Raw genomic sequence first — 26745 nt, forward strand, 5'->3', positions numbered from 1 at the left:
CCTCGATAAGTCAATCGTCCCATTTGTATCAGCTGGGACAGTCCCGCCTGTACAGCAATGCCCCGGAAGTCTTCTAGCGTTCGTCGAACCAGACATGCCCGTTCCGCTCCAGCAGACTGTCTGCAGCTTCCGGCCCCCAACCGCCAGCAGCGTAGCGTTTCGGGGAGCGGTAGACCTCGCGCCAACCGCCGATGATCGGGTCGACCCAGCGCCATGCGGCTTCGATTTCATCGCGGCGCATGAACAGTGTGGCGTCGCCCTGAATCACATCCAGCAGTAACCGCTCATAAGCGTCCCAGCGGCGACGCTTGAAGGCTTCGTCAAAATGCAGATCCAGGTCCACCTCCTGCAGCGCCATACCCCGCCCCGGCGATTTGGCCATCAATGACAAGCTGATGCTTTCATCGGGTTGCAGACGAATCACCAGGCGGTTGCCAACTGGCGTGTCATTACCCGGGAACAGACGATGCGGGACGGATTTGAACTGGACGATGATTTCCGACTTGCGCTGGGCCAGGGATTTGCCGGTACGCAGATAGAAAGGCACCCCGGCCCAGCGCCAGTTGTCGATTTCAGCCTTGAGTGCGACAAAGGTTTCGGTATTGCTGTCGTGGTCGACACTCTTCTCGAAGTAATAGGCCGGCAGCGCCTCCCCGGCTCGCTTGCCCTTGGAATATTGCCCGCGCACGGTTTGGTCCTGCACGTCCATGCCAGTGATCGGCCGTAGCGCTTCGAGAATCTTGAGTTTTTCGTTACGCACGGCTTCCGGCTCGAAGTGCACCGGCGCCTCCATCGCCACCAGGCACAGCAGCTGCAGAAGATGATTCTGCAGCATGTCGCGCATGGCGCCGGCGTGATCATAATAGGCGCCTCGGTTCTCCACCCCGACCGTTTCCAGCACGCTGATCTGCACGTGGTCAATATGCCCGTTGCGCCACAGCGGCTCGAACAGTGCATTGCCGAAACGCAACGCCAACAGGTTCTGCACCGCCTCCTTGCCGAGAAAATGATCGATGCGGAATACCCGGGACTCGTCGAATACCCGGCCGATCCGGTCATTGATGTCGTTGGCGGTTTTCAGGCTGTCGCCCAGGGGCTTTTCCAGCACGATACGGGCTTCGTCATTCACCAGTCCGGCCGACTCCAGATGCAGCGCCGTGGGGGCAAACAGGTCGGGCAACGTAGCCAGGTAGAATACCCGCACCCGGCCGGGCCGATCACCCAGATGCCGGGCCAGGCGGGCAAATTCCACACGCTGGCTGACATTCAACGTCATGTAGTCGAGACGGTCGGCAAAACCGGACCAGGTCTGCTCGTCAAAGTCGGCCTTGGCCACATGCTGACTGACATGTCGATGCACCAGTTTGCGATAACTGTCGCCATCATGTCGGGCCCGGGCGAGCGACAGAATCCGGGTGTCGGGGTGCAGATGGCGATCACGGTGCAGGTAAAACAGGGCCGGGAGCAGCTTGCGCATGGCCAGATCCCCAGTACCGCCGAATACCACGATATCGCAGGCTTTACCGTATCGTGCTGACACTCATTATTCTCCTCGGAAAAGCGGCCGGGAGGTTTTTGTAGTATAACTACACGAATTCATCTCCCCGATACCGCAGATTAGCATGAAGCCCACGTGAACTTGCTCCAGCATATTGCCGCCAACCGCCAGATTCTCCGCAAGTCGGAGCTGAAGGTTGCCGACCATGTTCTCACCAACGCCGCTCAGGTGATGCACTCTTCCATGGCCGATCTGGCTCGTGAGGTCGGCGTCAGCGAGCCCACCATCGTGCGCTTCTGCCGGGCCATCGGCTGCGGTGGATTCCAGGATCTGAAACTCAAGCTGGCACAGAGCCTAGCGGCGGGTGCCAGCTTCGGACAGTTCTCGATCAGTGAAAATGACAGCGTCGACGAACTGTCGCACAAGATCTTCGATACCACCCTGGCCACCCTGATGGATGTACGCGAGCGCCTGGATGCCGATGCCATGGAGCAGGCCATTCTGGCTATGGCCGAAGCCCGTCGGGTCGAGTTCTATGGCTTCGGTGCTTCCGGCGCAGTGGCCAGTGATGCGCAGCACAAGTTCTTCCGCCTGCAGGTGTCCACTGCGGCCTATTCCGATCCGCACATGCAGGCCATGTCTGCGGTGACCCTCGGCCCGTACGATGTGGCCGTGGCCATTTCCCAGACCGGGCGTACCAAGGATCTGCTGCACTCCGCCGCACTGGTAGTGGAAACCGGCGCCACGCTGATCTGTCTGTGCCCGAGCAACACGCCACTGGCCGAACTGGGTCAGATCCACATTCCCATTGATGTCACTGAAGACACCGACATCTACACGCCTCTGTCGTCGCGCATCGCCCATCTGGTGGTGATTGATGTCCTGGCCATGGGCATGGCCATGCGCCGCGGTCCAGAGCTGGTCAATCACCTGAAGAGCGTGAAGCGGAGCCTGCGCGGATTGCGGCTGTCCAACAAGAGCAATCAACGGAATACAGATACGCAGGATTGAGCCGATCACCGGCTGCACCCTGTCTGTGACGCCGACCCGCCTCGGGCCCGAGTGAGGCATAATGGCCTGCCTTGTCTTTCCTATCAGGAACTCCACATGCCCCTTGCCATGGCCCGCCACATTCTGGTCAAGACCGAAGCCGAAGCTGCTCAACTGAAGCAGCGCATTGCCGCAGGCGAAGCCTTCGATATGCTGGCAAAAAAACACTCCACCTGCCCATCGAAGAAACGCGGCGGCGACCTCGGCGAAGTACGCCCCGGTCAGATGGTCCGGGCAGTTGACCAGATCATCTTCAAGAAGCCGTTGAAGGTCGTGCATGGGCCAGTGAAAACCCAGTTCGGCTGGCACCTGGTGCAGGTTTTCTATCGCGATTGAGCGCTTCGCCTGCCATCTTGCTCTCCCCCGCTTACTAAAGTGCGAATAACCGGCTACCCTGTGGGGACTTCCAATAAAAACCCAGCATGGCACGCATTCAGGGGGACGCTGTATGCAACTCAAGAATCTATACAAACCGGTACGGATCGTGAGTTTTGTAGTACTCGCGCTGATGGTGGTTGCCTCCCTGTACGCATTCACCATGACCGTCCTGCACTGGACCGGTATCAATGTCTGATGAGGCGTGACCATGACTAACAGGCAAGCCAGAATCTTTGCATGGGGCTCGACCATTGTTGCCGCCGTGTTGTTTCTCGGGATGACCCTGGACACTCATCGCCAGTTTCCCAAGCTGACCAACGCCGAAAACATCACGCCCCAGGTCACCCACGGCAAGGATGTATGGCACAAATACAACTGCATCAACTGCCATACCCTGTTCGGTGAAGGGGCTTATTACGCACCAGATCTGACCAAGATCACCCAACACCGCGGTGAGGCTTACCTGCAGGCCTACATGCGCGATCCTGCCGCGTTTTACGATGAACAGCGACATCGCCGTCTGATGCCGCAGCAGAATCTGAGTGAAGAAGAAATCACCAGTCTGATCCGGTTCCTCGAGTGGGTCGCCAACGTCGACAACCAGGACTGGCCGCCACGGCCGATTCTGGTCACCGGCGGCTTCACTGCCGTGGCAGGCTCCGGAGGTGCGGGGGACGCTGCGACAGTACAGAGTGGATCGACCTCGGTGGGTGTGCGCCCGGTAAGCCCTGACAACGATATCCGCGCCTTGGGTGAAAATGTGTTCCGTACTGCCATCCCCGCCTGTGTGGCCTGCCACTCGCTGGCCCCCGGTGCTGACGGTGCCGGCCCGAGTCTCGCCGGCGTGGCTAGCCGCGCAGAGCTGCTCGTAGGCGAATCTGATTACAGTGGCCAGGCTACTGATATCGAAGGTTATCTGCGGGAGTCCATCCTTAATCCCAGTGCCCACTTGAATACCGGCGGCATGTACTCGGCCAATGGCATGTCCTTCATGCCAACTACCTATAGTGAGAGTCTGTCCGAGGAAGAAATCGAGCAACTGGTTGCCTTCCTGGCCACGCTCAAGTGATACCTGCGACTGCCGCGCCGAACCGGGCGCGGCAATATGGATTTGACGGAGAATAACAATGCGCTACAAGTCACAATCAGTCGCCTACTGGTACTTTGCCGTGGCCATGGTGCTGTTCGGTCTGCAACTGGTGTTCGGTCTACTGTCGGCCACCAAGTATCTGGGTCCCGACCCACTGCTGTACATCCTGCCCTTCGACGTCACCAAGGTGATCCATACCAACCTGCTGATCGTCTGGGTGTTGACCGGTTTCATGGGAGCGACCTACTGGCTCGTCCCCGATGAATCGCGTACCGAGCTGCACAGCACCAAGCTGGCCTATATCCAGCTGATTCTCTGGACCGGGATGGGTGTCGCGGCGATCATCGGTTATCTGTTCCGCTATGGCACCGGCAACAAGCTGCTGGAACAGCCGCTGCCACACAAGCTCGTCATGGTCCTGTGTTTTGCGATCTTCATTTACAACATTGGCATGACGATCAAGAAGTCCGGACGTTTCACCACCACTGAAGGGGTGTTGATGCTGGGCGTGGTCAGCTCGGCAGTGTTGTTTGTCCCTGCCTTGCTGTATTACGAGAACTATACCGTATCGATCTTCTACCGCTGGTGGACCATTCATCTGTGGGTGGAGGGCGTATGGATGATGATCATGGGCGCCTTCCTTGCCTATCTGCTGATCCGCCTGTCCGGGGCCGACCGCGAAGTCATGGAGAAATGGTTGTACGTGATAGTCGGGCTGGTGTTTCTGGCCGGCATCATCGGCACCGCACACCATTACTATTGGGTCGGCGTGCCTTATTACTGGTTGCCGATCGGCGGTTTCTTCAGTGCGCTGGAGCCGCTGGCGATTGTCGGCATGGCGATGTATGCCTATGGAGCGATGCGCCGCTCGGGCATGTCGCACCCCAACGTCCTGGCGCTGCACTGGACCCTGGGCAGCACCATTTTCACCCTGTTTGGTGCCGGTCTGCTGGGGCTGGCGCATACCTGGCCAAGCGTCAACAAATGGACCCACGGCACCCTGATCACTGCGATGCACGGCCACGCCGCGTTCTACGGCGCCTATGCGATGATTACCCTGGCCATGATCAGCTATGCACTGCCTTCGCTGACCCACGGTCGTCCGGAAAAGGGCAGCAGTATCGGTTACTGGGCGTTCTGGCTGCAGTTGGGCGGCATGTTCGGCATGACGCTGTCCTTCGCCACCGCCGGTATCGGCCAGGTCTATCTGGAGCGGATCATGGGCATGGGCTACCTGGATGCGCAGCTGAAGATCCAGATCCACTTCGTCATGCTGATCATCTGCGGCAGCATCTTCGCCCTCGGTGTCGGCCTGTTCATCTATGACTTCTTCCGTTACCGGCCTCGCTTCGAGGTCAGTGAGCCGGGGGTAGCCGATAATGACATCGCCGTCGGGCGTGTGGTCTGACGTGGGGGCACAAGAACCGGTGTCAAACCTGACCCCTGAAGCCGGAGAAGCTCCCTGGTATCACCCCACCGGCAACGAGGTGGCACTGTTCGAACAGTGCCATGCTCGCAATCTGGCGGTGATGATCAAAGGACCGACTGGCTGCGGCAAGACACGTTTCATTGAGCACATGGCCTGGAAACTGGGCCGGCCACTGATCACCATTCCCTGTCATGACGATCTGGCGGCCAGTGATCTGATCGGCCGTTTCCTTATCCAGCACAACGGCACCGTCTGGCAGGATGGTCCCTTGACCCGGGCCGTACGCGAGGGTGCCATCTGCTATCTGGACGAAGTGGTGGAAGCCCGTCAGGACACCGTGGTGGTATTGCACGCGCTGACCGACCACCGACGCATTCTGCCGATCGACAAGACCGGCGAAACCCTGCAGGCCGCACCGGGATTCCAGTTGGTGGTGTCCTACAACCCCGGCTACCAGCGCATGCTCAAGGATCTCAAGCCCAGCACCCGGCAACGCTTCGTCGCCATGGATCTGGACTTTCCATCTGCGGAGCTGGAAGCACGTATCGTGCAGCATGAAGCCGGTATCGATGCAGGCACGGCGAACGGCTTGGTGGCCCTGGCCGGGCGTATCCGGCAATTGCGCGACCGAGGGCTGGCCGAAGTACCCAGCACCCGCCTGCTGATTGCCGCTGCGGGGCTGATCGTCTCCGGTATTCCCGTGCGCGATGCCTGCTATGCGGCTATCGTCTCCCCTCTGTCCGACGAGTCCTCGATGGTCGGCGCACTGCGCGATCTGGTCGACGCCACCTTTGTCTGATCGGTCGGTGAGCAGTCATGGCTGAACCGGAAGACCTGATCAGCGACGCCGCGCGCCACGCCACCATCTTTGCACAGAAGATGTGGCGGCGTTATCGCCCACCACCGGAAGCGCCGCCAACCGCCATGCTGGTCGATATCGCCCCACGTCTCGACCTGCTGATCACCGCGCTGACCGGTAACAGTCATCCGATCCGCATCGCCCAATTACCATCGCATCCGACCCTGCTGTCACGCCTGTTCCGCCGCGTCCAGTTTCCCTGGTTGACCCAGCCGGTGCCGGCCACCAACGGCCAGCGGTTATGGCTGCCGACCGACTCCGGTATCGAGGATATGGAGCAGGGCAACGCGCTGTACCGGGTGATGGCGCTACAGCAGGCAACGCGCGCTCAACGCGGCAGTGCCGAGCTGCTCGACCCCGCCTGGACGCCGCTGCAGGCCGATGCCTATCTGTTGCTGGAGGCCTGGGCCGCAGACGCCGAGCTGCTGAAACGGCTGCCCGGCATGGCCGTCGATATCACCCGTCTGCGCCAGCATGCGCTGCGGAAGCGCCCGCCAGTGACAGCTTTTTCCCATGCCCGCCAACCGCTCGAGGCACTGCTGCAGCAATTATTGCAAACGCCCGTCGGCCTGGCTGCAGAGGGTATGCCGTTCAGCCCATCGCCACAGCAATCGGTGCAGCTGGCCCTCCAACTGATCGTCCGCCTTGGACTCGATATTCACGACAAGGCCAACAGCACCGCGCCACTGCTCAAGGACTGGTGGACCGGCGACCTGCGCCCACCCTCGACCAACAACAGCGGCGAGCTGTCCGCCAGCGGCACCTCGAGCGAACCGCAACCCGCCGCCGAACCGGCACGCAGTTCTCATCTGCTGCGCCGGCCCGAGGTGCGCGAGGCCAAGGAAGATGAAGACGATGACGCCGGTGACGGTATCCTCATGGTTCAGGCCGATGAACCCCATCAACAGGCCGAAGACCCCTTCGGCCTCAACCGCCCCGTAGACCGGGATGAAGATATCAGCGCCGATGAATACGGCGACATGCTGTCCGAGCTGTCCGAAGCCCGGCTGGTATCGACGCCGGGGCACTCCAGGGAAGTATTGATCTCCGATGACCCACCGGACACCAATACCGCCATGCAGCTGAAAACAGCTATTCGTGAACAGAACGGCCTGCGTTATCCGGAATGGGACTACCGAATCCAGGCCTACCGCCAGCCCGGTACCACCCTGCATGTGCTGCCCAATCTGGCCGGCTCACAGCAATGGGTGGACGAAACGCTGGACCAGCACCGCAGCTTGCGGAACCAGATCCGCCGGCGCTTCGAGATGCTCAGTGCGCAGCGGGTAACCCGACGCAAGCAGCTGGATGGGGATGACATCGACCTCGCAGCCTATATCGACAGCTATGCCGACTTTCGCGCCGGTGGCAGCCTGTCCGACGCGCTGTACCAGACCCGTCGCACTGCCGAGCGTAATTTGGCCATCACTCTGCTGATCGATATCAGCGGCTCCACCGACAGCTGGGTATCGACCAACAGGCGGATCATTGATGTGGAGCGCGAAGCCTTGCTGCTGGTGAGTATTGCGCTGGACGGGATGGGCGAGCCCTGGTCGATCCAGGCGTTTTCCGGGGAGGGGCCGGATGCGGTCATCGTCCGCCAGATAAAATCATTCGAGGAAAACTTCAGCAATGACGTAGCCCTGCGCATCAGTTCGCTGGAGCCGGAACACTACACCCGCGCCGGCACTGCCATCCGCCACGCCAGCCGCGACTTGCTGCAACAACCCGCCAGCCACCGGCTGCTGCTGGTGCTGTCCGACGGCAAGCCCAACGACAAGGATATCTATGAAGGGCAATACGGCGTCGAAGACATGCGCCAGGCTGTTACCGAAGCCACTCTGCAAGGCATTTCCACCTTCTGCCTGACCATCGACCGCCAGGCCCCAACCTACCTGCCGCGTATCTTCGGCGCCCAACACTACGCCCTGCTGCCGCGCCCGGAACTGCTACCAACCGTGCTGCTGGATTGGATGAAACGCTTGGTAGTGCACTGAGCGGGGATCTGAGAAACGACACGCCAGGCCTTCAGAAGCTGGCAAGCCCTCAGGCCCCAGACAGACCCAGCCGCTCATGCCACTCCGCCAGCGACTCCTGTGGATAACCATCAAACTGCTGATCCGCCGGTGCCGCAGCCACCTCCACCCAGCCGGCCTTCGACCCCAACATCATGTGGGTGTGCTCCGGCGGTCCCGGCAACTCGGTATCAATAGCCGAGGCAAAAGGATGGATCAGCTCCGGCCATTCCGGGCTGAATAGCCATAACCCGCTGCCGCACTCTCGACAGAAGTGCCGTTCGCCGCTGCTGGTCTGGACGCTGCCGTCGGGTTGTTCGATCCGCGCATGGTAGATCGAAATCGATTCACCCCCGCTGACCTGCAGACTGCGGGCGTCGCCGCCCAGGTTGATGGCATAGCCTCCACCCCCCTGGGTCTTGCGACAGATCGAACAGTAGCAACGCTGATACGGAAAGGGCTGGGCGCTATCCAGACTGAAGCGGACAGCGCCGCAATGACAGGAACCTTCCAGGTGCATGGTTCTTCCTCCCGTCGTCAGGCGACGATCAGATCACACCGCAGGCCATCCGCGCTCCACCACCACCCAAGGGCTCAGGCGAGTCGGCATGGTTATCGCCACCCGCATGAATCATCAGAGCGCGGCCTTCGATCTCATCCAGTTTCTTGATCCGCGGCGCCAGCACTGGGTAGTCCGCGCTGCCATCGCTGTTCACGTAGAGCGCTGGCAGATCACCAAGATGACCCTCGGCGTAGGGTCCCTGATGCTCACCCGTGCCTTTCGGGTCGAAGTGACCACCAGCCGCCTGAGCCGCAGTCGGCTTGCCGTCCTTCTCCGCCGCCTCGCAACTACCGTTTTCATGGACGTGGAAGCCATGTATGCCAGCCTCCAGCGACTTCAATTTCGGAGTGAACAACAGGCCGTGCTCGGTTTCACTGATCTCGATGGTGCCGATGGATTCCTGCTTGCCGTCAGTGTCCACCTTGTTGATGGTCACTTCCTGCGAAGCAGCATGAACGGTGCCAGCCATCAGCGCGGCGGCGACTATCAACCATTTCTGCGATTTCATACTTGTCTCCTGGGGTGTACGGTCCTGTGCATGGGACACAGCAGCGGCAAGGTCGTTCAGGATTTCGTCAACCAACCTGAGCATAAGCCGCTCAGTGCGCGGCTCCCCGCTTGAATATTTTCCCGCCAAGGGTGATGACCGCGAAAATGACCCCTCCTGCCAGAAGCCCCACTCCCGCTGACATCAGAGTTGGCAGAAGCCCACCCAGCACCGAACCAATCCACGGCAAATCCACCGTATGCTCTGCGGTGTTCTCGATCCAGTGGCCGATGGCCTGGAAACCATGGGTGAGGATGCCGCCACCTACCATGAACATGGCAGCTGTGCCGACAACCGACAGGGTTTTCATCAACCAGGGCGCCAGCCACAGGATGCCATGCCCGATCTTTTGCGCCAGCGGGCTGTTTCGCTCCGTCAGCGCCAGACCCAGATCGTCGAGCTTGACGATCCCAGCGACCAGGCCATAGACACCCACGGTTACTGCCAGCGCGATGGTCGCCAAAACCAGAACCTGCGTCATAAAGGTCGCCGCAGCGACGGTGCCCAGGGTAATAGCGATGATCTCGGCGGAGAGAATGAAGTCAGTGCGCACCGCGCCGCTGATCTTGTCCTTTTCAAAGGCGACCATATCCCGGGATGGGTCGCTCAGCGCTTCGCGCATCTGGGCCTGCTTCTCGCTGTCGTCATGGAAGAATTTGTGGGCCAGCTTCTCGAACCCTTCATAACAGAGAAAGGCACCGCCCAGCATCAGCAGCGGAGTGATCAACCAGGGAATGAAGGCGCTGATCAGCAATGCCCCCGGCACCAGAATGAACTTGTTGCGAAATGAGCCCTTGGCCACTGCCCAGACCACCGGCAGCTCCCGGTCTGCCTTGACGCCGCTGACCTGTTGCGCGTTAAGCGCCAGATCATCCCCGAGCACACCCGCAGTCTTCTTGGCTGCGACCTTGCTCATGAGAGAAACATCATCGAGCAGCGTGGCAATATCATCAAGCAGTAAGAGCAGACTGGAAGCCAAAGGTGACACCTCATGCGGTGATGAACAGGAAGTCCGACAGAGTATTGACCCTCCCGTTCCATTGAGCCAGTTACCTATTGCAGGTACCGCTTGAAGCATCAACCCGCTGTCCGACGCCGCAACATGATAATCTGCCAGCGTTATCCTTATCCCAAGACCATTTTATGAGCTTCAGTCAAAGCCTGCTGCTACTCGCAGCCATCATTCTCGGCGGTGCTTTCCTGGCCATTGCCGAAATCTCACTGGCCGCCTCACGCCCTCTCAAATTGCGCAAGCTGGCCGATAACGGCAATACACGTGCCTTGCGTGTAATCGCCGTGCAACAGAACCCGGGCAACTACCTGACGGTGGTACAGATATCCATCAATGCCCTGGCCATTCTCGGCGGCATCGTCGGCGAAGAGTTTCTGACCGCACTTTTCACTCAGCTGTTGGTGCTGGTTGTGGAACCGCCGTTGGCCACGACGCTGGGCTTTACCCTGTCGTTTCTAGTGCTGACGTCGCTGTTCATCGTTGTCACCGACCTGATTCCCAAGCAGGTGGCCATGGCGATGCCGGAGCCGCTGGCAATATTCTCCATCGGCCCCATGCGCGTACTGAATATCCTGTTGCGACCGCTGGTGTGGTTCTACTCGCGATTGGTCAGCTATCTGATCGATCTGTTGCACCTACCGGCCCGGCGTGACGACAACATCACTCCCGAAGACATCCTGGCAATGACCGAGGCCGGTGCACGCTCTGGATTGCTGGCGCCTGGCGAGCAGCAGGCAATCGAGAACATCTTCGAGCTGGATACCCGCACGCTGCCCAGCGCCATGAGTACCCGCGACGAGATTGTATTTTTTCTCGTGGATGACTCAGATGCCCTGATCCGTTCGCGAATTAACGACACACCTCACTCGGCCTATCCGGTATGTGAGGGCGATATAGATCACATCATCGGCTACGTATCGATGAAAGACCTGTTCAAGCGCGTACTGCATAACGAGCCCATTTCCCTCAGCGACCCGACATTGCTGCACAAGCCGTTGGTGGTGCCGGACCGGCTGACCCTGGCGGAACTGCTCAAGCAATTTCGTCAGGTCGGCGAAGATTTCGCGCTGATCGTCAACGAATACAGTCTGGTGGTGGGACTTATCACGGTGAACGATGTGATGAGCATCGTGATGGGCGACCTGGTGCCGCCGTGGTACGAGGAGCAGATCGTGCGCCGGGATGATAACTCCTGGCTGATCGATGGCATCACACCCATTCAGGATGTGCGCCGCGCGCTGGAGATCGAGGATATTCCCCAGGAAGATGGCTACGAAACCCTGGCCGGCTTCATGATGGCCATGCTGCGCCGGGTGCCGCGACGCACCGACCGGGTGGTCTGGGGCGAATATACCTTCGAAGTAGTGGACGTCGACAGCTACCGTATCGATCAGGTGCTGGCCACCCGCAGTCCGAACAACACCGCCGAGCCCAACATACCTGCTGCACAGCAATGAAATATAGGTATTGCTGAATGCACTGCGCCCCATCAAGGGGCGCAGTGTCGAGATGCGGGTCGAGTGTTACAGCATACGCCGCAGCACACCGTCCTTTTTCACGAAATGGTGCAGCAGGGCAATCCCCGCATGGCCTACCACCAGAACCAGCAGCGACCAGGCAATCAGCGAATGCACGCTACCCAGAGTGGCCATCCAGCCGATCTCGGGGCCGCCGCCGGCAACCAGTTCGACACCAAACGGATCCCAGCCATAGCCCTTCCCGATCATGATCATCAGACCGGTGATCGGCAGTAGCACCATGCCGAGGTAGAGCAGACCGTGACCGGCCTTGACCAGAAATGCGGTAGCCGGCTCCTGCTCCGGACGATTGTTCTTCTGCTTGGCTGCCCAGATGATGCGCAGCACAATCAACACCAGGATCACCGAGCCGATGGAGATATGCCAGGATGCGAGGTTCTCGCCTACCCAGTGTTCACCATCGTTGATGCGGTCAAAGAACTTCATAAACTGCCAGACAATCAGCAGCCCCATGCCCCAATGAAGAAACCGGGTAATACCGCCATAGCGTTCTTTGGAATCATTCATGTCTTGCTCCTTTCTCCCCATCCGTCAGTTTCGTTCACGTTTATTGCCAATCAATGACCAACTCTTCCGAGCTGGCCATGCGCTGCAGGTGATCCGCTACTACCTGCTGGTAGCCTCGGCATCTGTTCTTCATCACTGTGCAATTCCACCTGCAGTATATCCGTACAAAGCATGCGGCATATACCCACGGGCAGCTCGATACTGGCCTGCTGTTCCTCCTGCTGCACCGGAAACTTGTGCCCCCAGTGTTCGCATAAACGCATCATGAGGCGTTCGGGTTGTTGAGTCTGGATAGCAGCGCTCGACGCCTGCGGATTTTGCATGTTTATCAGGCTATGCTCTCGACAATGCCGCCTTCCACGCGCAATGCTGCACCTGTGGTGGCGCTGGCTTGCGGCGATGCAGCGTAAACACAGAGGTTGGCGACTTCTTCAGGGCTGGCAAAACGCTGCAGCAGCGTCGAGGGGCGGTTCTCCTTGAGGAACAGCGCTTCCATTTCCGAAACCGACACACCACGCTCAGCAGCCAGGTCGGCCATCATGCCAATGGCCCCTTCGGTACGAGTCGGTCCGGGAAGAATGGTATTCACGGTAACCCCCGTGCCCGCCAGCACCTTGGCCAGACCGCGGGACAAACCCTGCAATGCGGTCTTGCTGACACCGTAGTGCACCATCTCAGCAGGGATATTCAGCGCCGACTCACTGGAGATGAACTGGATCCGGCCCCAGCCGCGCTCGCGCATACCCTTGGCATAATGCCGGGCCAGTCGCACGCCGCTCATGATGTTGACCTGGAAGAACTCTTCCCACAGAGCATCTTCTATGTCGAAGAATTCCCGAGCACCGTAGATGCCGAGGTTGTTGATCAGAATATCTGCCTGGGGTTGCGCGGCAATCAAGGCGGCACAACCTTCTGCGGTACCGGCATCACAGACCACGCCGCGCACTTCGCCCTGGATTACGGTTTCACGTATCTGTGCCAGTGCTGCGTCCACTCTGGCCTGATCACGTCCGGTAATGATGACTTCAGCACCGGCATTGGCCAGTCCGCTGGCAATGGCCAGCCCGATCCCCCCAGTGGAGCCGGTGACGATGGCGGTCTTGCCTGAAAGATCAATAATCATACGTTGTGTCTCCTGTGACTCCGGCTATCAGCCGAAGCGAAATGCTGAGATGGTGGTCTGCATGACCCGTTCCGAATAGATTTTCTGTCCGGGCGATGCATGCCCGGCGCCGGCGGCGACCATCAGTGGGATCAGATGCTCTTCACCCCGCGGCGGATGGCATTGACGGGCTTGCGGCGCTCTCTGCCAGTTACTCAGCAGTTGCTCGCGCTGCTCCGTGGGGCTTTCCACCGCAGCGGTGAGCCATTCATCGAACTCATCGGATACTGCCGAGAAGCGGGCATCGCCATAGGCGCGCATGTTGTGAAAACTCATGCCACTGCCGACGATCAGCACGTTGTCGTCGCGCAATTCCGCCAGCGCTCGGCCTGCCTCGATATGTGCCTGTGGATCCAGATCCTCGCGCAATGACAATTGGATCACCGGGATATCCGCCCCCGGAAACATCATTTTCAACGGGATGAACATGCCATGGTCGAAGCCACGGCTGGCGTCCACCTGCGCAGGCAATCCATCGGTGTTCAACAGTTCGACCAGCTGCTGCGCCAGTGGCGGCTGGCCGGGGGCCGGGTAGGTCAACTCATAGGTGTGCGGCGGGAAGCCGTAATAATCGTAGATCAGCTCCGGCCGTACATGCCCGGTGGTGCTGAACTGCGGCTGCAGCCAGTGAGCCGAGACCAGTACGATGGCTCTGGGTTGCTGGGGCAGAGTGGCCGCCAGACCTTTGAGAAAATGGCCCATGCCCAGCCAGGTATCGGCCGGATTCCAGTCCATGAAGAAACAGGGTCCACCACCGTGAGGGATGAATAACACCGGTTGGCGTTCAGCTTTGTCGTTGTGCATGGAAATACCTCGCTTATTGCATGGGTTACAGTATGGATCCCCCCTGTTAGGATGAGAACCAACTGATATGCACCAAGACTTAATACCATCAGTATGAAATAGAGGCTGAATTAGGAATGGATCGGGTAACCAGTATGCGGGTGTTTGTTCGCGCGGCCAGCGCCGGCAGCCTGTCCGCCGCGGCCCGTCACCTGGGCATGTCACCGGCGATGGCGACCAAGCATGTGAATGCGCTGGAGGCCCGGTTGGGCGTGAAGCTGTTTCACCGCACGACAAGGCGCCTGAGCCTGACCGAGGCGGGCAGCAACTATATGGAGGCCTGTCAGCGCATTCTGCCGGAGATTGATGAAGCCGAAGCCGCGGCCACTTCACAGCGTGTCAAGGCGACCGGCCTGTTGCGGATGAATGTGCCGCTGTCTTTCGGGACTCGATTTATCGCACCGCTTATTTCGGCGTTCAGTCAACGGCATCCGGAAGTGAAGATCGAGTTGGGGTTGAGCGATGCCCAGCTCGACCTGATTGCCGGCAGCTGGGATCTGGCCATCCGCATCGGACGTCTGGCGGACAGCCCGCTGCAAACGCGGCGGCTGGGTGACAGTTGCATGCTGGTGTGCGCCTCCCCGGATTATCTGGATCAACGCGGCGTGCCACGTCAGATTGGCGATCTGGCTCAGCACAACTGCCTGAGTTATACATTGTCAGCCATGCAGGACAGCCAGCACTGGGCGTTCGGCAATCAGGGCGAGTTCCGCGTGCCGATCAATGGAGACTTGCTGGCCAATAATGGTGATGCACTATTGGCCGCCGCCGTGGCCGGCCAGGGGATCATCTATCAGCCGCATTTCATTGTTGGCGAAGCGCTGGCCCGAGGGGAGCTGGTGGCGCTCGAACTAGACAAGCCGGTGATCGAACTCGGTGGGATTCACGTTCTCTACCCACCGGATCGCCGACCGCCGGCCAAGGTGCGGGTGATGATCGACTACCTGGCGGAGGCGTTTTCCCATACGCCGCCTTGATCGGTATCAGATAACTGCTGGGGAGTGTTCCAGCGGAGACACGCCTGATGACCTGTCCCGGTACAAGAGCAGAAGATTCCAAGCAGTTCTTCGGAGTGTCAGGCCCTCCGAAATCAGGTTACACCGATTGGTCTAACCTGATTCCGGAGACAGGCAATCTGCTGATGCTACAGCGCCTGAAATTCCCTATTGTCGCCCTCTTCCGCCGCAGTGGTCTTCACCGACACAGGGGCGCTCCCAGATTACTCCGGCACATCCACGTGAGGCAGTTGCAGAGCCTGGCTGGTGTGACGGCGGATCTCATTGGTCAGCGCGGGGCTGTCGTTGAGGGTGCGCCCGTAGGAGGGAATGATGTCGTCCAGGCGGTCTTTCCAGCCCGCGGCCATCTGCTCCGGGAAGACCTTGGCCAGCACGTTCAGCATGATGGGCGGCGAGGTGGATGCGCCTGGCGAGGCGCCCAGCAGGGCTGCGATGGTGCCATCGACGTCACTGACCACCTCGGTGCCGAACTGCAAGGTCGCACCTTTCTGCGGGTCAAGCTTGATTATCTGCACACGCTGCCCGGCGGTAACCAGCTTCCAGTCCTCGGGGTTGGCCTCGGGGAAGTACTTGAGCAGTTCGGCATGACGATCTTCATCACTCAGACTGGCCTGCTGCGCCAGGTATTTGACCAGATCAAGATTCTGACTGCCGACACTCAGCATGCCAGCGAAGTTGTTGTGGTTGACCGAGGAAAACAAGTCGAACCAGGAGCCGTCCTTGAGAAATTTGGTGCTCTGCAGCGCAAATGGCCCGAACAGCACCACCGGCTTGCCATCCAGCTTGCGCGCGTCCAGGTGCGGTACCGACATCGGCGGCGAACCGGCTTCAGCCTTGCCGTAGGCTTTCACGTCATGACGGGCGCTGATTTCGGGTGACTCAAAGGCCAGGAACTGGCCACCCACCGGAAAACCTCCATAGTTGCGCGACTCGGGAATACCGGACAATTGCAGCAGTTCCAATGCCGCTCCACCGGCACCGATAAACACGAAGCGCGACTTGATGGTGCGCTCCGTGTCTGTCTTGAGGTCATGCACGGTGACGTTCCAGGTCTTGTCATCATTCTGATCCAGACCGCGCACTTCATGATTCAATTCCAGCTGGAAATTGGGGTTACGCTGCAGCGACTCGGTCAGCTGGCTGGTGATCACCCCGAAATTGACGTCGGTACCCAGCGGCATGTAGGTCGCAGCTACTTTCTGGGCAGGGTCGCGACCTTCCATCAGCAGCGGCGCCCATTGGCTGATCTGCTCGGGGTCTTCGGAATATTCCATACCGTAGAACAACGGATTCTTGATCATCGCCGCATGGCGCTTACGCAGAAATTCGATGTTGTCTTCACCCCAGACGAAACTCATGTGCGGGGTCGAGTTGATGAAGTCGGAAGGCGTGGACAGGCGTCCCTGCTCGACCTGGTGGGCCCAGAACTGGCGTGATATTTCGAACTGCTCGGCTGTGTTAACCGCCCGGCGGGTTTCAATGCTGCCGTCTTCCAGCTCGGGGGTGTAGTTCAGTTCGGCAAAACCGGCGTGGCCGGTGCCGGCATTGTTCCAGCCGTTGGAGCTTTCCAGCGCCACGTCGTCCATGCGCTCGAACAGGTGCACATTCCATTCCGGCACAAGTTCCTGCAGATAGGTCGCCAGGGTCACACTCATGATGCCACCACCGATCAGCACCACGTCCACCGGCTCTTCGTTCTCCGCCGGTGGTGCAGCGCGCTGGTACAACGGCCAATAGAGAAAGAGGGCAAGTACCACGGCCAGTGACACACTGATAGCAAGCAAGGTTTTGATAAGTTTTTTCATGTTCTCCGGGCGCTCTCTGTCGACCTGGTCATTTATGGGAAGATATTCCCGTTCATTATAGGCTTGCACAGGATGGTCGGTCACTTTCTTCTGGAGTCTGGTTCAGACTGGCATCGCACCATCCATCCGCGCCCCTCGCCCACCGCTGTTACTCACTCACCATAGCCAGTACAATGCGCCGCCGCTCTTCAGGTGCGGAACTCCACACTTTTTCTTCCCCCAGGATACTTCCTTGATCTCCACCGCTAACATCACCATGCAGTTCGGCGCCAAGCCGCTTTTTGAAAATGTGTCTGTCAAATTCAACAACGGCAACCGCTACGGCCTGATCGGCGCCAATGGCAGTGGCAAGTCGACTTTCATGAAGATCCTCGGCGGTGAGCTGGAGCCCTCCGGCGGCCAGGTGATGCTGGAGCAGAATGTGCGCTTGGGTAAGCTGCGTCAGGATCAGTTTGCCTATGAAGAGTTCAGCGTGATCGATACGGTGATCATGGGCCATGAGGAGTTGTGGAAGGTCAAGGCCGAGCGCGACCGTATCTACTCGCTGGCGGAAATGAGCGAAGAAGACGGCATGGCGGTGGCCGAGCTGGAAACCGAGTTTGCCGAGATGGACGGTTACACCGCCGAATCCCGTGCCGGCGAACTGCTGTTGGGTCTGGGTATTTCCCTGGACCAGCATTTCGGCCCGATGAGCGAAGTCGCTCCCGGCTGGAAGCTGCGCGTGTTGCTGGCCCAGGCCCTGTTTTCCGATCCGGATGTGTTGCTGCTCGACGAACCTACCAACCACCTGGATATCAACACCATCCGCTGGCTGGAAGATATTCTCAAGGTCCGCAACAGCACCATGATCATCATTTCCCACGACCGACACTTCCTCAACAGCGTGTGCACGCATATGGCGGATCTGGATTACTGCGAGCTGCGCCTGTTCCCGGGCAACTACGACGAATACATGACGGAGGCGACCCAGAGCCGTGAACGCCTGTTGTCGGACAACGCCAAGAAGAAAGCTCAGATAGCCGAATTGCAGACCTTCGTCAGCCGCTTCTCAGCTAACGCGTCCAAAGCCAAACAGGCTACCAGCCGGGCCAAACAGATCGACAAGATCCAGCTGGACGAGGTCAAGCCGTCCAGCCGGATCAGCCCGTTCATTCGCTTCGATCAGCACAAGAAACTGCATCGCCAGGCGTTGACGCTGGAAAACCTCAGTCAGGGGTACGACGGTGAAGTGCTGTTCAAGAACCTCAGTCTGCAGATCGAAGCCGGTGAGCGCGTGGCCATCATCGGTCCCAACGGCATCGGCAAGACCACCCTGTTGCGGACCATGGTCGGTGATATGCAGCCATTGGGCGGCGCTGTACGGTGGGCCGAAAGCGCCGATGTCGGTTACTTCGCCCAGGATCATGCCGACGATTTCGAGTTCGACTACACCCTGTTCGAATGGATGTCCCAGTGGACCCAGGGTGGTGAACAGCTGGTACGTGGCACTCTCGGCCGCATGCTGTTTTCCAATGACGATATTCTCAAGTCGGTGAAGGTGATTTCCGGTGGTGAGCAGGGCCGTATGCTGTTCGGCAAGCTGATCCTGCAAAAAGCCAACGTGATGATCATGGATGAGCCGACCAACCACCTGGATATGGAGTCCATCGAAGCCCTGAACCTGGCGCTGGACAACTACCCCGGCACGCTGATCTTCGTCAGCCATGACCGCGAGTTCGTCAGCTCCCTGGCCACGCGGATCATCGAGTTGTCCGAGTCCGGCATCAAGGACTTTTCCGGCACCTATGACGATTATCTGCGCAGCCAGGGTGTGCTGGTCTGAGCTGATTCGATCGAATACCAGCTTGTCTGCCCAGACCAGCTGGTGCACAGCGATGTATCGCTTTGGACCGGGAGCAGCGTGAATCCCAGCTATTTAACCAGAATACGGGTGGTCTGCAGATAAGCCTGACCCTTTTCCGTCACTACCCCAGGCTTGCCCGTTTCCGACGCGATATGCACCTCTTCGAGTACCTCGGCGGTATCGGCCAGATCGGCTTGTATCTTCTGCAATGCATTTTCCAGGGTATAGGTCAGCTGATGCACCTCATGCATGTCCATGGGCGTCAGCTCATCCTTGGCCAGCAGCTCATCCAACTTGGTGTTGTACTCGCTGAGGTTGGTTACCGCTTGCTGCAGGGTGTCAGCGGGCTCGCCCTTGAAGTGGGCAGGGCGTTCGGGCTCGTTGCCCGCCCAGCTGGTGGCGCTGAGACTGAGGGCGATGATACCAGCGAACAGGCGAAATGAAGTCTGCATGATAGGTCCTCCTGGAAAGCCCGACATGGGCGGTTCAGCAAGACAATACTCCTGATGATAATCAGTCGCAATTGATAATACATTCCATCCCTGTGGCAGAGCCCGCAGTAGAAGACTACTGCCGTCGGACTCATACCGTCCGACGGCTTACCCGAAACTGCAGCTAAACCGTCATCAATCGGTCATCCCGGACATTGCAAGATGGACCCGTCCCAGTCCATCAATGTTTCGGGAGGCAGCATGGCTTTTATTCCAGACTTTGCAGGTGACTCCGCCAAGAGCGTACGTAACGAACGCCGTCGGCAGGAAGACAAGAAACGCATGGCCTATCGCCGGGCGATCGAGGACTACCGCGAAGCCCAGGCGCTGCACGCGCGACTGGGCGACTTTCCGGAGTTGCTGGCGGCAGGTCAAGGTCCTCTGGCCCGCCCGTCTCTTTGAGTCAGTCCGGCACACCTCAGGTCACCTTCTCCGGCGCTTGCCGTCGGACGCCATAGCCGGGCGATACGGGAAGGGCTCTGTACTGGCATCGCAAACGTGCATAATGCAGCGATGGACCAGACTCTTTCTCCTTTCGCCCCGCCCAACAAACCCCCGCAGCGCCTGCGGTGGCGCGGTCTGGCGCTATTGGCACTGCTGCTGGCTCCCTTGCTGTGGCCGGTGCAGCATCTGGCCGAGCGCTATTACCATGGCGTATTGATCGAACAGAATCGCCAGACCCTCGACCTGTATATCGCCAACCTGCTCGGCACGCTGCGGCGCTTTGAGGTGCTACCGCAGATTCTCGGCGACCTGCCGGATCTGCGCGCCGCCCTGCACGCTCCTGACGACATCCCGGTACAGCAACAGGCCAACCGGTTGCTGGCGCAGATCCGCGAGCAGACCGGAGCCGATGTGATCTATCTGCTGAATCCCGAAGGCCTGACCCTGGCCGCTTCCAACTGGGATCAGCCCGACACCTTCATCGGCGGCAACTTTGATTTCCGTCCCTATTTTCGCGAGGCCCTGTCTGGTCAACTGGGGCAGTTCTTCGGCCTCGGCACCACCTCCGGCAAGCGCGGCTACTACTTCGCCTACGCGGTGCACGAAGAGGACCGCAAGATTGGTGTGCTGGCAGTCAAGATCGATCTCGACCATACCGAAACCCTGTGGGGCAACACCCCCGAGCAGCTGATGGTCACCGATGACAATGGCGTGGTCATCCTCACTTCGCGACCCGATTGGCGCTTCCATGCCAGCCGCCCGCTGAGCACCAAGGAACAGGCCAACATCGCCGCCAACCAGCCCTATCCCACTCTGTCGCCGCCACCTCTGCCGCTCGATCCGAGCACCTGGCTGGTGCAGCGCAGTCATCTGCCGGAGACCGGCTGGACGGTCAGCATCATGGCGCCCCGGCTGTTGCTGGACCGCCCGGTACGCAGCGCCCTGGCGGTGGGTGGCGCCGCGCTGTTGGTATTGTTGTTATTACTCAGCCTGCTGATATTGCGACGACACCATTACCTCGAACGTATTGCTCTGGACGCGCGCGCGCGCGCCGAACTGGAGCAGCGCGTCCAAGAACGCACCCTCGACCTGGAGCAGCTCAACGACCGTCTCAAACAGGAAGTGCTGGAACGCGAACAGGCCCAGCAGGAGCTGGTGCGCGCCCAGGACGAACTGGTACAAGCCGGCAAGTTGTCGGCCCTGGGCACCATGAGTGCCAGCATCAGTCACGAACTCAACCAGCCGCTGGCGGCGATCCGCAGTTACGCGGAAAACGCCACCACCCTGCTCGATCACCAACGCACTGACGATGCCCGCGCCAATCTCGGAATGATCAGCGAATTGACCGGACGCATGGCGTCGATCATCGCCCACCTGCGCGCCTTCGCTCGCCGTGATCACCACGCCCCTGAACGGGTCGCCCTGCAACCCGCTCTGGACGACACTCTGGCGCTAATGGCCAAGCGACGTCGCGAGCTCGATGTGGAGCTGAGTCGCGATCTGCCAGAAGCGACCCTTTGGGTGCAGGCCGGCGAAACGCGCCTGCGCCAGGTACTCGGCAACCTCCTCGGTAATGCTCTCGACGCGCTGCGAGAGAGGGCTCCCCCCCGGCGTATCTGGATCAGCACCGAGCAGCATGGCGAACATATTCATCTGCTGCTGCGTGACAACGGCCCCGGCTTTTCTGCCGAGGCCCTGCTGCGCGCCCGCGAACCCTTTTTCACCACCAAGACCAGCGCTCAGGGCCTGGGCCTCGGTTTATCCATCTGCGACACTCTCATGCGCACACTGGGCGGCGACCTGTCGCTCGCCAATCATCCGGACGGCGGCGCGCTCTTGACTCTACGCCTGCGGTTGGCCAGCCCGGGCGCCCATCTCCAGCCCACTGAGGACTTCTAACCATGGTCAGCAACATCGATAGTCATATTCAGGTGGTGCTGATCGATGATGACGCCCATCTCCGCCAGGCGCTCAGCCAGACGCTCGATCTGGCTGGGCTCAACGTACTCAGCCTCGGGGATGCCAAAGGTCTGGCCGAGCGTATTCCGCATGACTGGCCCGGCGTACTGGTCAGCGACATCCGCATGCCCGGCCTCGATGGCCTGCAGTTACTGCAACAATTGCACGTGCAGGACGCCCAGCTGCCGGTATTGCTGATCACCGGCCACGGCGACGTACCACTAGCGGTCCAGGCGATGCGCGCCGGCGCCTACGATTTTCTGGAAAAACCCTTCGCCAACGACGCTCTGCTCGATAGCGTGCGCCGTGCCCTGGCCCTGCGCCAGCTGGTGCTGGACAATCGCAGCCTGCGCCTGGCCCTGGCCGACCGCCAGGAGCTCACCGACCGGCTGATCGGCCAGTCACCGGCCATGCGCCGGCTCCATGAGCAGATCGGCGCTCTGGCCAACATCAACAGCGATGTGCTGATCCTCGGCGAAACCGGCACTGGCAAGGAAGTGGTAGCCCGCGCCCTGCACGACCTGTCGAGCCGCCGCAACGGCCCCTTCGTTGCCATCAATGCCGGTGCCCTGGCGGAGTCGGTGGTGGAAAGCGAGCTGTTCGGCCATGAATCCGGTGCTTTCACCGGAGCCCAGAAGCGCCGCATCGGCAAGTTCGAGTTCGCCAATGGCGGCACCCTGTTCCTCGACGAAATCGAAAGCATGAGCCTGGAGGTGCAGGTCAAGCTGCTGCGCCTGTTGCAGGAGCGAGTCGTCGAACGCCTTGGCGGCAACCAGTCGATCGCGCTGGATATCCGGGTCATCGCTGCGACCAAGGAAGACCTGCGCCAGGCCGCCGATCAGGGCCGCTTTCGCGCCGACCTGTATTACCGATTGAATGTCGCGCCGCTGCGTATTCCGCCATTGCGCGAGCGTGGCGAAGACGCGCTGCTGCTATTCCAGCACTTTGCCACCAGCGCCAGCACTCGCCACAGCCTGCCAGAGCGCGAGCTGCAGGCAGGTCAGCGCGCCCTGCTGCTGCGGCACGCCTGGCCGGGCAATGTGCGCGAATTGCAGAATGCCGCCGAACGCTTCGCCCTGGGTCTGGATCTCGATCTGGAGACGGACCAGGACGACTTGGCTGACAGCGTCACGCTGAATGGCAACCTGGGCGAACAAGTAGAGGCCTTCGAGCGCGCGTTGATCGCCGCTGAACTGGGCCGCCCGCATAACTCCCTGCGCAGTCTCGCCGAGGCGCTTGGCATACCGCGCAAGACTCTGCACGACAAGTTGCGCAAACATGGGCTGACCTTTGCCCATACTGGCGGAAGCTCGCCAGACGAGCCCGACTGATCGGCGGATTTCCGCCAAACAGCCCGGTATCCATGCCAAAGAGCAGCCCCCTGACGCCCCCAACAAGTCGCCCCAGTCCAGATTTTTCTAGGCCTGTGGCCCTTGCACCCGGGTTTCCCAAGCCAGCATCAGCAGACTGGCACAACCCTTGCTTTTGACTTTTATTGGGTGCAATCATCAAGTCCGTTCATGCGACCACTTCCGTCGACGGCCGTTTCCCGGCAGGTTGCCTGAATCCGCTCTTGTTCGCCCTAGACGTTTCAGCGCTACGGCGCTTGATGCCACTAAAAATAAAAGGAAATACTCTCATGTTCAAACTGACTGCCAAGGCGCTGGCTTGCGCCCTGTCGCTGAGCTTAGCCGGTCTGGTTCAGGCCGATCCCATTGCCATCAAGTTTGCCCACGTGGTGGCGGAGAACACGCCCAAGGGCCAAGGTGCACTGCTGTTCAAGAAACTGGTCGAAGAGCGTCTGCCCGGCCAGGTAACCGTTCAGGTCTACCCGAACTCCTCATTGTTCGGCGACGGCAAGGAAATGGAAGCACTGCTGCTTGGCGACGTTCAGATCATCGCCCCCTCGCTGGCCAAGTTCGAGCATTACACCAAGCAAATTCAGATCTTCGACCTGCCGTTCCTGTTCGATGACATCCAGGCCGTCGACCGTTTCCAGCAAAGCCCGGAAGGCCTGGCGCTGCTGAACTCCATGCAGGACAAGGGCATTACCGGCCTTGGCTATTGGCACAACGGCATGAAGCAGCTGTCAGCCAACAAGGCGCTGCATGAACCCAAGGACGCGCGCGGCCTGAAATTCCGAGTACAGGCCTCCGCCGTACTCGATGAGCAATTCAAGGCGTTGCGCGCTGCACCGCGCAAGATGAGCTTCGCTGAGGTCTACCAGGGCCTGCAAACCGGCGTAGTCAACGGTGCCGAGAACCCCTACTCGAACATCTACAGCCAGAAGATGCACGAAGTGCAGGAATACATCACCGAGTCCAACCACGGCGTACTGGACTACATGGTGATCACCAATACCAAATTCTGGAACGACCTGCCTGAGGATATCCGCAGCGAACTGAGCGACATCCTTGCCGAGGTCACGGTGGAAGTGAACAAGCGTGCAGGGGAGCTGAACGAGGGCGACAAGCAGCGCATCCTCGCGGCCGGCACCACCGAGATCATAACCCTGACTCCGGAGCAGCGCGAACTGTGGCGCGAAGCCATGCGTCCGGTGTGGAAGAAGTTCGAAGATGAGATCGGTGCTGACCTGATCCAAGCCGCTGAACAGGCCAACCAAGCCGACTGAACCCGGATTGTCGGCGCTTCGTCCGAGTGCGACGAAGCGCCGCTGGCCTTCGGGCTCTCCCCCTTCTCTCTTTGACCGTTCCACTGACGGAGACGTCCACATGCACCCTGTCGCTCGTGCCTGGAACCAGTTAGAGGAGGTGCTGGTGGTCTTCCTGCTTGCAGGGATGACTCTGGTCACCTTCATCTACGTGGTGCTTAACAACCTCTACGCGGCGTTCTACTCTCTCGCCGATACCCTCCCGTTCGCCGAAAACGCATTGTTTTCCATCGGCGACAGCATCCTCTACCTGGCCCAGGAAATGACCTGGAGTATCGCTCTGTCCAAGGCGATGTTCGGCTGGCTGATCTTCATCGGCATCGCTTGGGGAGTGCGCATCAATGCCCATATCGGTGTCGATCTGCTGGTCCGCAACTTCACCCCGGCATTGCAGAAGATAGTCGCTCTGATTGCCGTCGGCATCTGCCTGGGTTACTGCCTGCTGATGGCCTACTCCAGTGAGGAGTGGGTCGCCGCCCTGTTCCGGGCCGGTATCGGCGCCGAAGACCTGGATCGTTTTGGCGTCATGCAATGGCATATCACGCTGATCGTACCGATCGGCTTCAGCCTCATGTTCCTGCGCTTCCTGCAGCTGTTTCTGCGTATCCTGCGCGGTCAGCAACTTGGGCTGGGGGGGCACAGTGAAACCGAAGACGCCCTGAAACTGGCCGGCGAAACCCAAACTGAGGAGCCCAGACGATGACCATTGCTTTCCTGTTCATCGCCCTGTTCGCGCTGCTGTTCATCGGCATTCCGGTGGCGATCTCCCTCGGTCTGTCCGGGGCCCTGACCATACTGCTGTTCAGTAACGACTCAGTTCGCTCCCTGTCGATCAAGCTGTTCGAGACCAGTGAACACTACACCCTGATGGCGATTCCGTTCTTCCTGCTGGCCGGCGCCTTTATGACCACCGGTGGTGTGGCCCACCGGCTGATCGATTTTGCCAATGCCTGCGTTGGCCATATCAAGGGCGGACTGGCTATCGCCGCCATTCTTGCCTGCATGCTGTTCGCGGCCCTGTCCGGCTCGTCGCCAGCCACGGTAGCGGCGGTTGGCTCGATCGTCATCGCCGGCATGGTGCGCTCCGGCTACAAGCAGGACTTCGCTACCGGCATCGTCTGCAACGCCGGCACCCTGGGCATCCTGATCCCGCCCTCCATCGTCATGGTGGTCTACGCCACAGCCACCGAGACCTCGGTCGGCAAGCTGTTCATGGCTGGTGTGGTCCCAGGCGTGCTGCTCGGCGTGTTTCTGATGGTGACCATCTACATCCTGGCCCACATCAAGAACATGCCGTCACTGCCGCGGGCTTCGCTGGCTGAAGTGCTACGCACTGGCCGTCGCGCCATCTGGGGCCTATTGCTGATCGTGATCATTCTCGGCGGCATCTATTCCGGTCTTTTTACACCTACCGAAGCGGCAGCGGTGGCGGCAATCTACGCAGCCTTCGTGGCGGTCTTGATCCACAGGGACATGACCTTCCGCGAATGCCCCAAAGTGATCATCGATGCTGGCAAGCTCAGTGTGGTGCTGATGTTCATCATCGCCAACGCCATGCTCTTCGCCCACGTACTGACCACCGAGCAGATTCCACAGGCGATCACCGCCTGGGTTGTGGAACAGGGCTTCAGCCCCATCGAGTTCCTCATCGTGGTCAACATCGTGCTGCTGGTCGCCGGCACCTTCATGGAGCCGTCGGCGATCATCCTGATCCTGGCACCGATCCTGTTCCCGATTGCCATGCAGATGGGCATCGACCCTATCCACCTGGGCATCATCATGGTGGTGAACATGGAAATCGGCCTGATCACGCCGCCGACCGGACTCAACCTGTTCGTCGCCTCAGCAGTCACCGGCATGCCGCTGACCAGGGTCATCCGCGCAGTATCGCCGTGGCTGTTGATGATGCTGGTGTTCCTGATACTGGTCACCTACGTGCCATTCATATCTCTGGCGCTGCCCGAGTGGCTGGGTATGTAGGAGGATATATTCGGCGCTGCATCCAGTTAGCCCGGCCTTGCGCCGG

At 59.8% G+C, this 26745-nt stretch carries 26 protein-coding genes and 1 pseudogene; 16 read left to right on the plus strand and 11 right to left on the minus strand.

All coding sequences use genetic code 11. From position 1 onward, the window contains the following. Nucleotides 1–73 precede the first annotated feature (73 nt). Nucleotides 74–1540, minus strand: coding sequence for a glucose-6-phosphate dehydrogenase (zwf, locus tag INT39_RS13570; RefSeq protein WP_319021363.1), 1467 nt, complete (start codon nucleotides 1538–1540; stop codon nucleotides 74–76). Nucleotides 1541–1633: 93 nt separating this feature from the next. On the opposite strand from zwf, the gene hexR reads away from it, so the two are divergent. The 7 genes from hexR (at nucleotide 1634) to INT39_RS13600 (ending at nucleotide 8301) form a co-directional block, all read left to right on the plus strand. Beyond that, the gene (gene hexR / locus INT39_RS13575) at nucleotides 1634–2509 is read left to right on the plus strand and encodes a transcriptional regulator HexR (protein WP_193074517.1); all 876 of its coding nucleotides are present in this window, start codon (nucleotides 1634–1636) and stop codon (nucleotides 2507–2509) included. 96 nt (nucleotides 2510–2605) lie between these two features. Next, complete coding sequence (locus tag INT39_RS13580; RefSeq protein WP_193074518.1) at nucleotides 2606–2884, plus strand: peptidylprolyl isomerase; 279 nt, start codon at nucleotides 2606–2608, stop codon at nucleotides 2882–2884. 112 nt (nucleotides 2885–2996) lie between these two features. After that, complete coding sequence (locus INT39_RS22685) at nucleotides 2997–3122, plus strand: hypothetical protein (RefSeq protein WP_264299106.1); 126 nt, start codon at nucleotides 2997–2999, stop codon at nucleotides 3120–3122. Nucleotides 3123–3134: 12 nt separating this feature from the next. Further along, the gene (locus INT39_RS13585) at nucleotides 3135–3995 is read left to right on the plus strand and encodes a c-type cytochrome (protein ID WP_193074519.1); all 861 of its coding nucleotides are present in this window, start codon (nucleotides 3135–3137) and stop codon (nucleotides 3993–3995) included. A gap of 58 nt (nucleotides 3996–4053) precedes the next feature. Beyond that, on the plus strand, nucleotides 4054–5424 hold the full coding sequence (locus tag INT39_RS13590) for a cbb3-type cytochrome c oxidase subunit I (protein WP_193074520.1): 1371 nt from the start codon (nucleotides 4054–4056) through the stop codon (nucleotides 5422–5424). Next, on the plus strand, nucleotides 5396–6244 hold the full coding sequence (locus tag INT39_RS13595; protein ID WP_193074521.1) for a CbbQ/NirQ/NorQ/GpvN family protein: 849 nt from the start codon (nucleotides 5396–5398) through the stop codon (nucleotides 6242–6244). The genes INT39_RS13590 and INT39_RS13595 overlap by 29 nt, the downstream gene beginning before the upstream one ends. 17 nt (nucleotides 6245–6261) lie before the next feature. Continuing rightward, nucleotides 6262–8301, plus strand: coding sequence for a nitric oxide reductase activation protein NorD (locus INT39_RS13600; RefSeq protein ID WP_193074522.1), 2040 nt, complete (start codon nucleotides 6262–6264; stop codon nucleotides 8299–8301). Between the two features lie 49 nt (nucleotides 8302–8350). On the opposite strand, the gene INT39_RS13605 is transcribed toward INT39_RS13600, so the two are convergent. The 3 genes from INT39_RS13605 to INT39_RS13615 all read right to left on the minus strand — a co-directional run bounded on the left by INT39_RS13605 (nucleotide 8351) and on the right by INT39_RS13615 (nucleotide 10407). Then, on the minus strand, nucleotides 8351–8839 hold the full coding sequence (locus INT39_RS13605) for a GFA family protein (RefSeq protein WP_193074524.1): 489 nt from the start codon (nucleotides 8837–8839) through the stop codon (nucleotides 8351–8353). A gap of 28 nt (nucleotides 8840–8867) precedes the next feature. Continuing rightward, complete coding sequence (sodC, locus tag INT39_RS13610) at nucleotides 8868–9389, minus strand: superoxide dismutase family protein (protein WP_193074526.1); 522 nt, start codon at nucleotides 9387–9389, stop codon at nucleotides 8868–8870. A gap of 91 nt (nucleotides 9390–9480) precedes the next feature. After that, on the minus strand, nucleotides 9481–10407 hold the full coding sequence (locus INT39_RS13615) for a DUF808 domain-containing protein (protein ID WP_193074529.1): 927 nt from the start codon (nucleotides 10405–10407) through the stop codon (nucleotides 9481–9483). A gap of 164 nt (nucleotides 10408–10571) precedes the next feature. Between INT39_RS13615 and INT39_RS13620 the strand changes: the two genes are divergently transcribed. Next, a complete protein-coding gene (locus tag INT39_RS13620; protein WP_193074531.1) occupies nucleotides 10572–11897 on the plus strand; it encodes a hemolysin family protein in 1326 nt (441 codons plus the stop codon). A gap of 66 nt (nucleotides 11898–11963) precedes the next feature. Here INT39_RS13620 and INT39_RS13625 read toward each other — a convergent pair whose 3' ends face one another. The 5 genes and pseudogenes from INT39_RS13625 to INT39_RS13640 all read right to left on the minus strand — a co-directional run bounded on the left by INT39_RS13625 (nucleotide 11964) and on the right by INT39_RS13640 (nucleotide 14451). Further along, complete coding sequence (locus INT39_RS13625) at nucleotides 11964–12485, minus strand: cytochrome b (RefSeq protein ID WP_193074533.1); 522 nt, start codon at nucleotides 12483–12485, stop codon at nucleotides 11964–11966. Between the two features lie 40 nt (nucleotides 12486–12525). Next, nucleotides 12526–12621 (minus strand): DUF2218 domain-containing protein, encoded by a 96-nt coding sequence (locus INT39_RS22565; protein WP_226944807.1) that lies wholly within the window; start codon nucleotides 12619–12621, stop codon nucleotides 12526–12528. Between the two features lie 46 nt (nucleotides 12622–12667). After that, nucleotides 12668–12808 (minus strand): annotated as a pseudogene (locus tag INT39_RS22840) (DUF2218 domain-containing protein); the annotation flags it as partial. Between the two features lie 5 nt (nucleotides 12809–12813). Beyond that, complete coding sequence (locus INT39_RS13635; RefSeq protein ID WP_193074535.1) at nucleotides 12814–13608, minus strand: SDR family NAD(P)-dependent oxidoreductase; 795 nt, start codon at nucleotides 13606–13608, stop codon at nucleotides 12814–12816. Between the two features lie 27 nt (nucleotides 13609–13635). Further along, entirely contained in the window at nucleotides 13636–14451 is an 816-nt protein-coding gene (locus INT39_RS13640) for a DODA-type extradiol aromatic ring-opening family dioxygenase (protein ID WP_193074536.1), read from the minus strand. 116 nt (nucleotides 14452–14567) lie between these two features. Here INT39_RS13640 and INT39_RS13645 point away from each other — a divergent pair, with 116 nt between their 5' ends. Beyond that, nucleotides 14568–15467 (plus strand): LysR family transcriptional regulator, encoded by a 900-nt coding sequence (locus tag INT39_RS13645; protein ID WP_193074537.1) that lies wholly within the window; start codon nucleotides 14568–14570, stop codon nucleotides 15465–15467. A gap of 242 nt (nucleotides 15468–15709) precedes the next feature. On the opposite strand, the gene mqo is transcribed toward INT39_RS13645, so the two are convergent. Then, entirely contained in the window at nucleotides 15710–17311 is a 1602-nt protein-coding gene (gene mqo / locus INT39_RS13650) for a malate dehydrogenase (quinone) (RefSeq protein ID WP_193074538.1), read from the minus strand. 232 nt (nucleotides 17312–17543) lie between these two features. Between mqo and INT39_RS13655 the strand changes: the two genes are divergently transcribed. Further along, nucleotides 17544–19133, plus strand: a complete 1590-nt coding sequence (locus tag INT39_RS13655) for an ABC-F family ATPase (RefSeq protein ID WP_193074539.1) — start codon at nucleotides 17544–17546, stop codon at nucleotides 19131–19133. A gap of 89 nt (nucleotides 19134–19222) precedes the next feature. On the opposite strand, the gene INT39_RS13660 is transcribed toward INT39_RS13655, so the two are convergent. Beyond that, nucleotides 19223–19606 carry a DUF6746 family protein gene (locus INT39_RS13660; RefSeq protein WP_193074540.1) on the minus strand — a complete coding sequence of 128 codons (384 nt, stop codon included), beginning with the start codon at nucleotides 19604–19606 and terminating at the stop codon, nucleotides 19223–19225. Between the two features lie 240 nt (nucleotides 19607–19846). Between INT39_RS13660 and INT39_RS13665 the strand changes: the two genes are divergently transcribed. The 6 genes from INT39_RS13665 (at nucleotide 19847) to INT39_RS13690 (ending at nucleotide 26699) form a co-directional block, all read left to right on the plus strand. Beyond that, nucleotides 19847–20047, plus strand: a complete 201-nt coding sequence (locus INT39_RS13665; protein ID WP_193074541.1) for a PA3496 family putative envelope integrity protein — start codon at nucleotides 19847–19849, stop codon at nucleotides 20045–20047. Nucleotides 20048–20158: 111 nt separating this feature from the next. Continuing rightward, on the plus strand, nucleotides 20159–21988 hold the full coding sequence (locus INT39_RS13670; protein WP_193074667.1) for a sensor histidine kinase: 1830 nt from the start codon (nucleotides 20159–20161) through the stop codon (nucleotides 21986–21988). 2 nt (nucleotides 21989–21990) lie between these two features. Continuing rightward, complete coding sequence (locus tag INT39_RS13675) at nucleotides 21991–23379, plus strand: sigma-54-dependent transcriptional regulator (protein ID WP_193074542.1); 1389 nt, start codon at nucleotides 21991–21993, stop codon at nucleotides 23377–23379. 308 nt (nucleotides 23380–23687) lie between these two features. Continuing rightward, complete coding sequence (dctP, locus tag INT39_RS13680; RefSeq protein ID WP_193074543.1) at nucleotides 23688–24680, plus strand: C4-dicarboxylate TRAP substrate-binding protein DctP; 993 nt, start codon at nucleotides 23688–23690, stop codon at nucleotides 24678–24680. A gap of 100 nt (nucleotides 24681–24780) precedes the next feature. Continuing rightward, complete coding sequence (locus INT39_RS13685) at nucleotides 24781–25422, plus strand: TRAP transporter small permease (RefSeq protein WP_193074544.1); 642 nt, start codon at nucleotides 24781–24783, stop codon at nucleotides 25420–25422. Next, the gene (locus INT39_RS13690) at nucleotides 25419–26699 is read left to right on the plus strand and encodes a TRAP transporter large permease (protein WP_193074545.1); all 1281 of its coding nucleotides are present in this window, start codon (nucleotides 25419–25421) and stop codon (nucleotides 26697–26699) included. The genes INT39_RS13685 and INT39_RS13690 overlap by 4 nt, the downstream gene beginning before the upstream one ends. The last annotated feature ends 46 nt before the right edge of the window (nucleotides 26700–26745 follow it).

The organism is Pseudomonas sp. FME51, from assembly GCF_014897305.1.

Coding starts and splice junctions, on each gene's coding strand:
- INT39_RS13635 (WP_193074535.1), bottom strand. CDS start 13,608: ATGATTATTGATCTTTCAGGCAAGACCGCCATCGTCACCGGCTCCACT.
- INT39_RS13690 (WP_193074545.1), top strand. CDS start 25,419: ATGACCATTGCTTTCCTGTTCATCGCCCTGTTCGCGCTGCTGTTCATC.
- INT39_RS13600 (WP_193074522.1), top strand. CDS start 6,262: ATGGCTGAACCGGAAGACCTGATCAGCGACGCCGCGCGCCACGCCACC.
- INT39_RS13605 (WP_193074524.1), bottom strand. CDS start 8,839: ATGCACCTGGAAGGTTCCTGTCATTGCGGCGCTGTCCGCTTCAGTCTG.
- INT39_RS13585 (WP_193074519.1), top strand. CDS start 3,135: ATGACTAACAGGCAAGCCAGAATCTTTGCATGGGGCTCGACCATTGTT.
- INT39_RS13620 (WP_193074531.1), top strand. CDS start 10,572: ATGAGCTTCAGTCAAAGCCTGCTGCTACTCGCAGCCATCATTCTCGGC.
- INT39_RS13625 (WP_193074533.1), bottom strand. CDS start 12,485: ATGAATGATTCCAAAGAACGCTATGGCGGTATTACCCGGTTTCTTCAT.
- INT39_RS13660 (WP_193074540.1), bottom strand. CDS start 19,606: ATGCAGACTTCATTTCGCCTGTTCGCTGGTATCATCGCCCTCAGTCTC.
- INT39_RS13685 (WP_193074544.1), top strand. CDS start 24,781: ATGCACCCTGTCGCTCGTGCCTGGAACCAGTTAGAGGAGGTGCTGGTG.
- INT39_RS13580 (WP_193074518.1), top strand. CDS start 2,606: ATGCCCCTTGCCATGGCCCGCCACATTCTGGTCAAGACCGAAGCCGAA.
- sodC (WP_193074526.1), bottom strand. CDS start 9,389: ATGAAATCGCAGAAATGGTTGATAGTCGCCGCCGCGCTGATGGCTGGC.
- INT39_RS13590 (WP_193074520.1), top strand. CDS start 4,054: ATGCGCTACAAGTCACAATCAGTCGCCTACTGGTACTTTGCCGTGGCC.
- INT39_RS13595 (WP_193074521.1), top strand. CDS start 5,396: ATGACATCGCCGTCGGGCGTGTGGTCTGACGTGGGGGCACAAGAACCG.
- INT39_RS13675 (WP_193074542.1), top strand. CDS start 21,991: ATGGTCAGCAACATCGATAGTCATATTCAGGTGGTGCTGATCGATGAT.
- INT39_RS13665 (WP_193074541.1), top strand. CDS start 19,847: ATGGCTTTTATTCCAGACTTTGCAGGTGACTCCGCCAAGAGCGTACGT.
- dctP (WP_193074543.1), top strand. CDS start 23,688: ATGTTCAAACTGACTGCCAAGGCGCTGGCTTGCGCCCTGTCGCTGAGC.
- INT39_RS13670 (WP_193074667.1), top strand. CDS start 20,159: ATGGACCAGACTCTTTCTCCTTTCGCCCCGCCCAACAAACCCCCGCAG.
- INT39_RS13645 (WP_193074537.1), top strand. CDS start 14,568: ATGGATCGGGTAACCAGTATGCGGGTGTTTGTTCGCGCGGCCAGCGCC.
- INT39_RS13640 (WP_193074536.1), bottom strand. CDS start 14,451: ATGCACAACGACAAAGCTGAACGCCAACCGGTGTTATTCATCCCTCAC.
- INT39_RS22685 (WP_264299106.1), top strand. CDS start 2,997: ATGCAACTCAAGAATCTATACAAACCGGTACGGATCGTGAGTTTTGTA.
- mqo (WP_193074538.1), bottom strand. CDS start 17,311: ATGAAAAAACTTATCAAAACCTTGCTTGCTATCAGTGTGTCACTGGCC.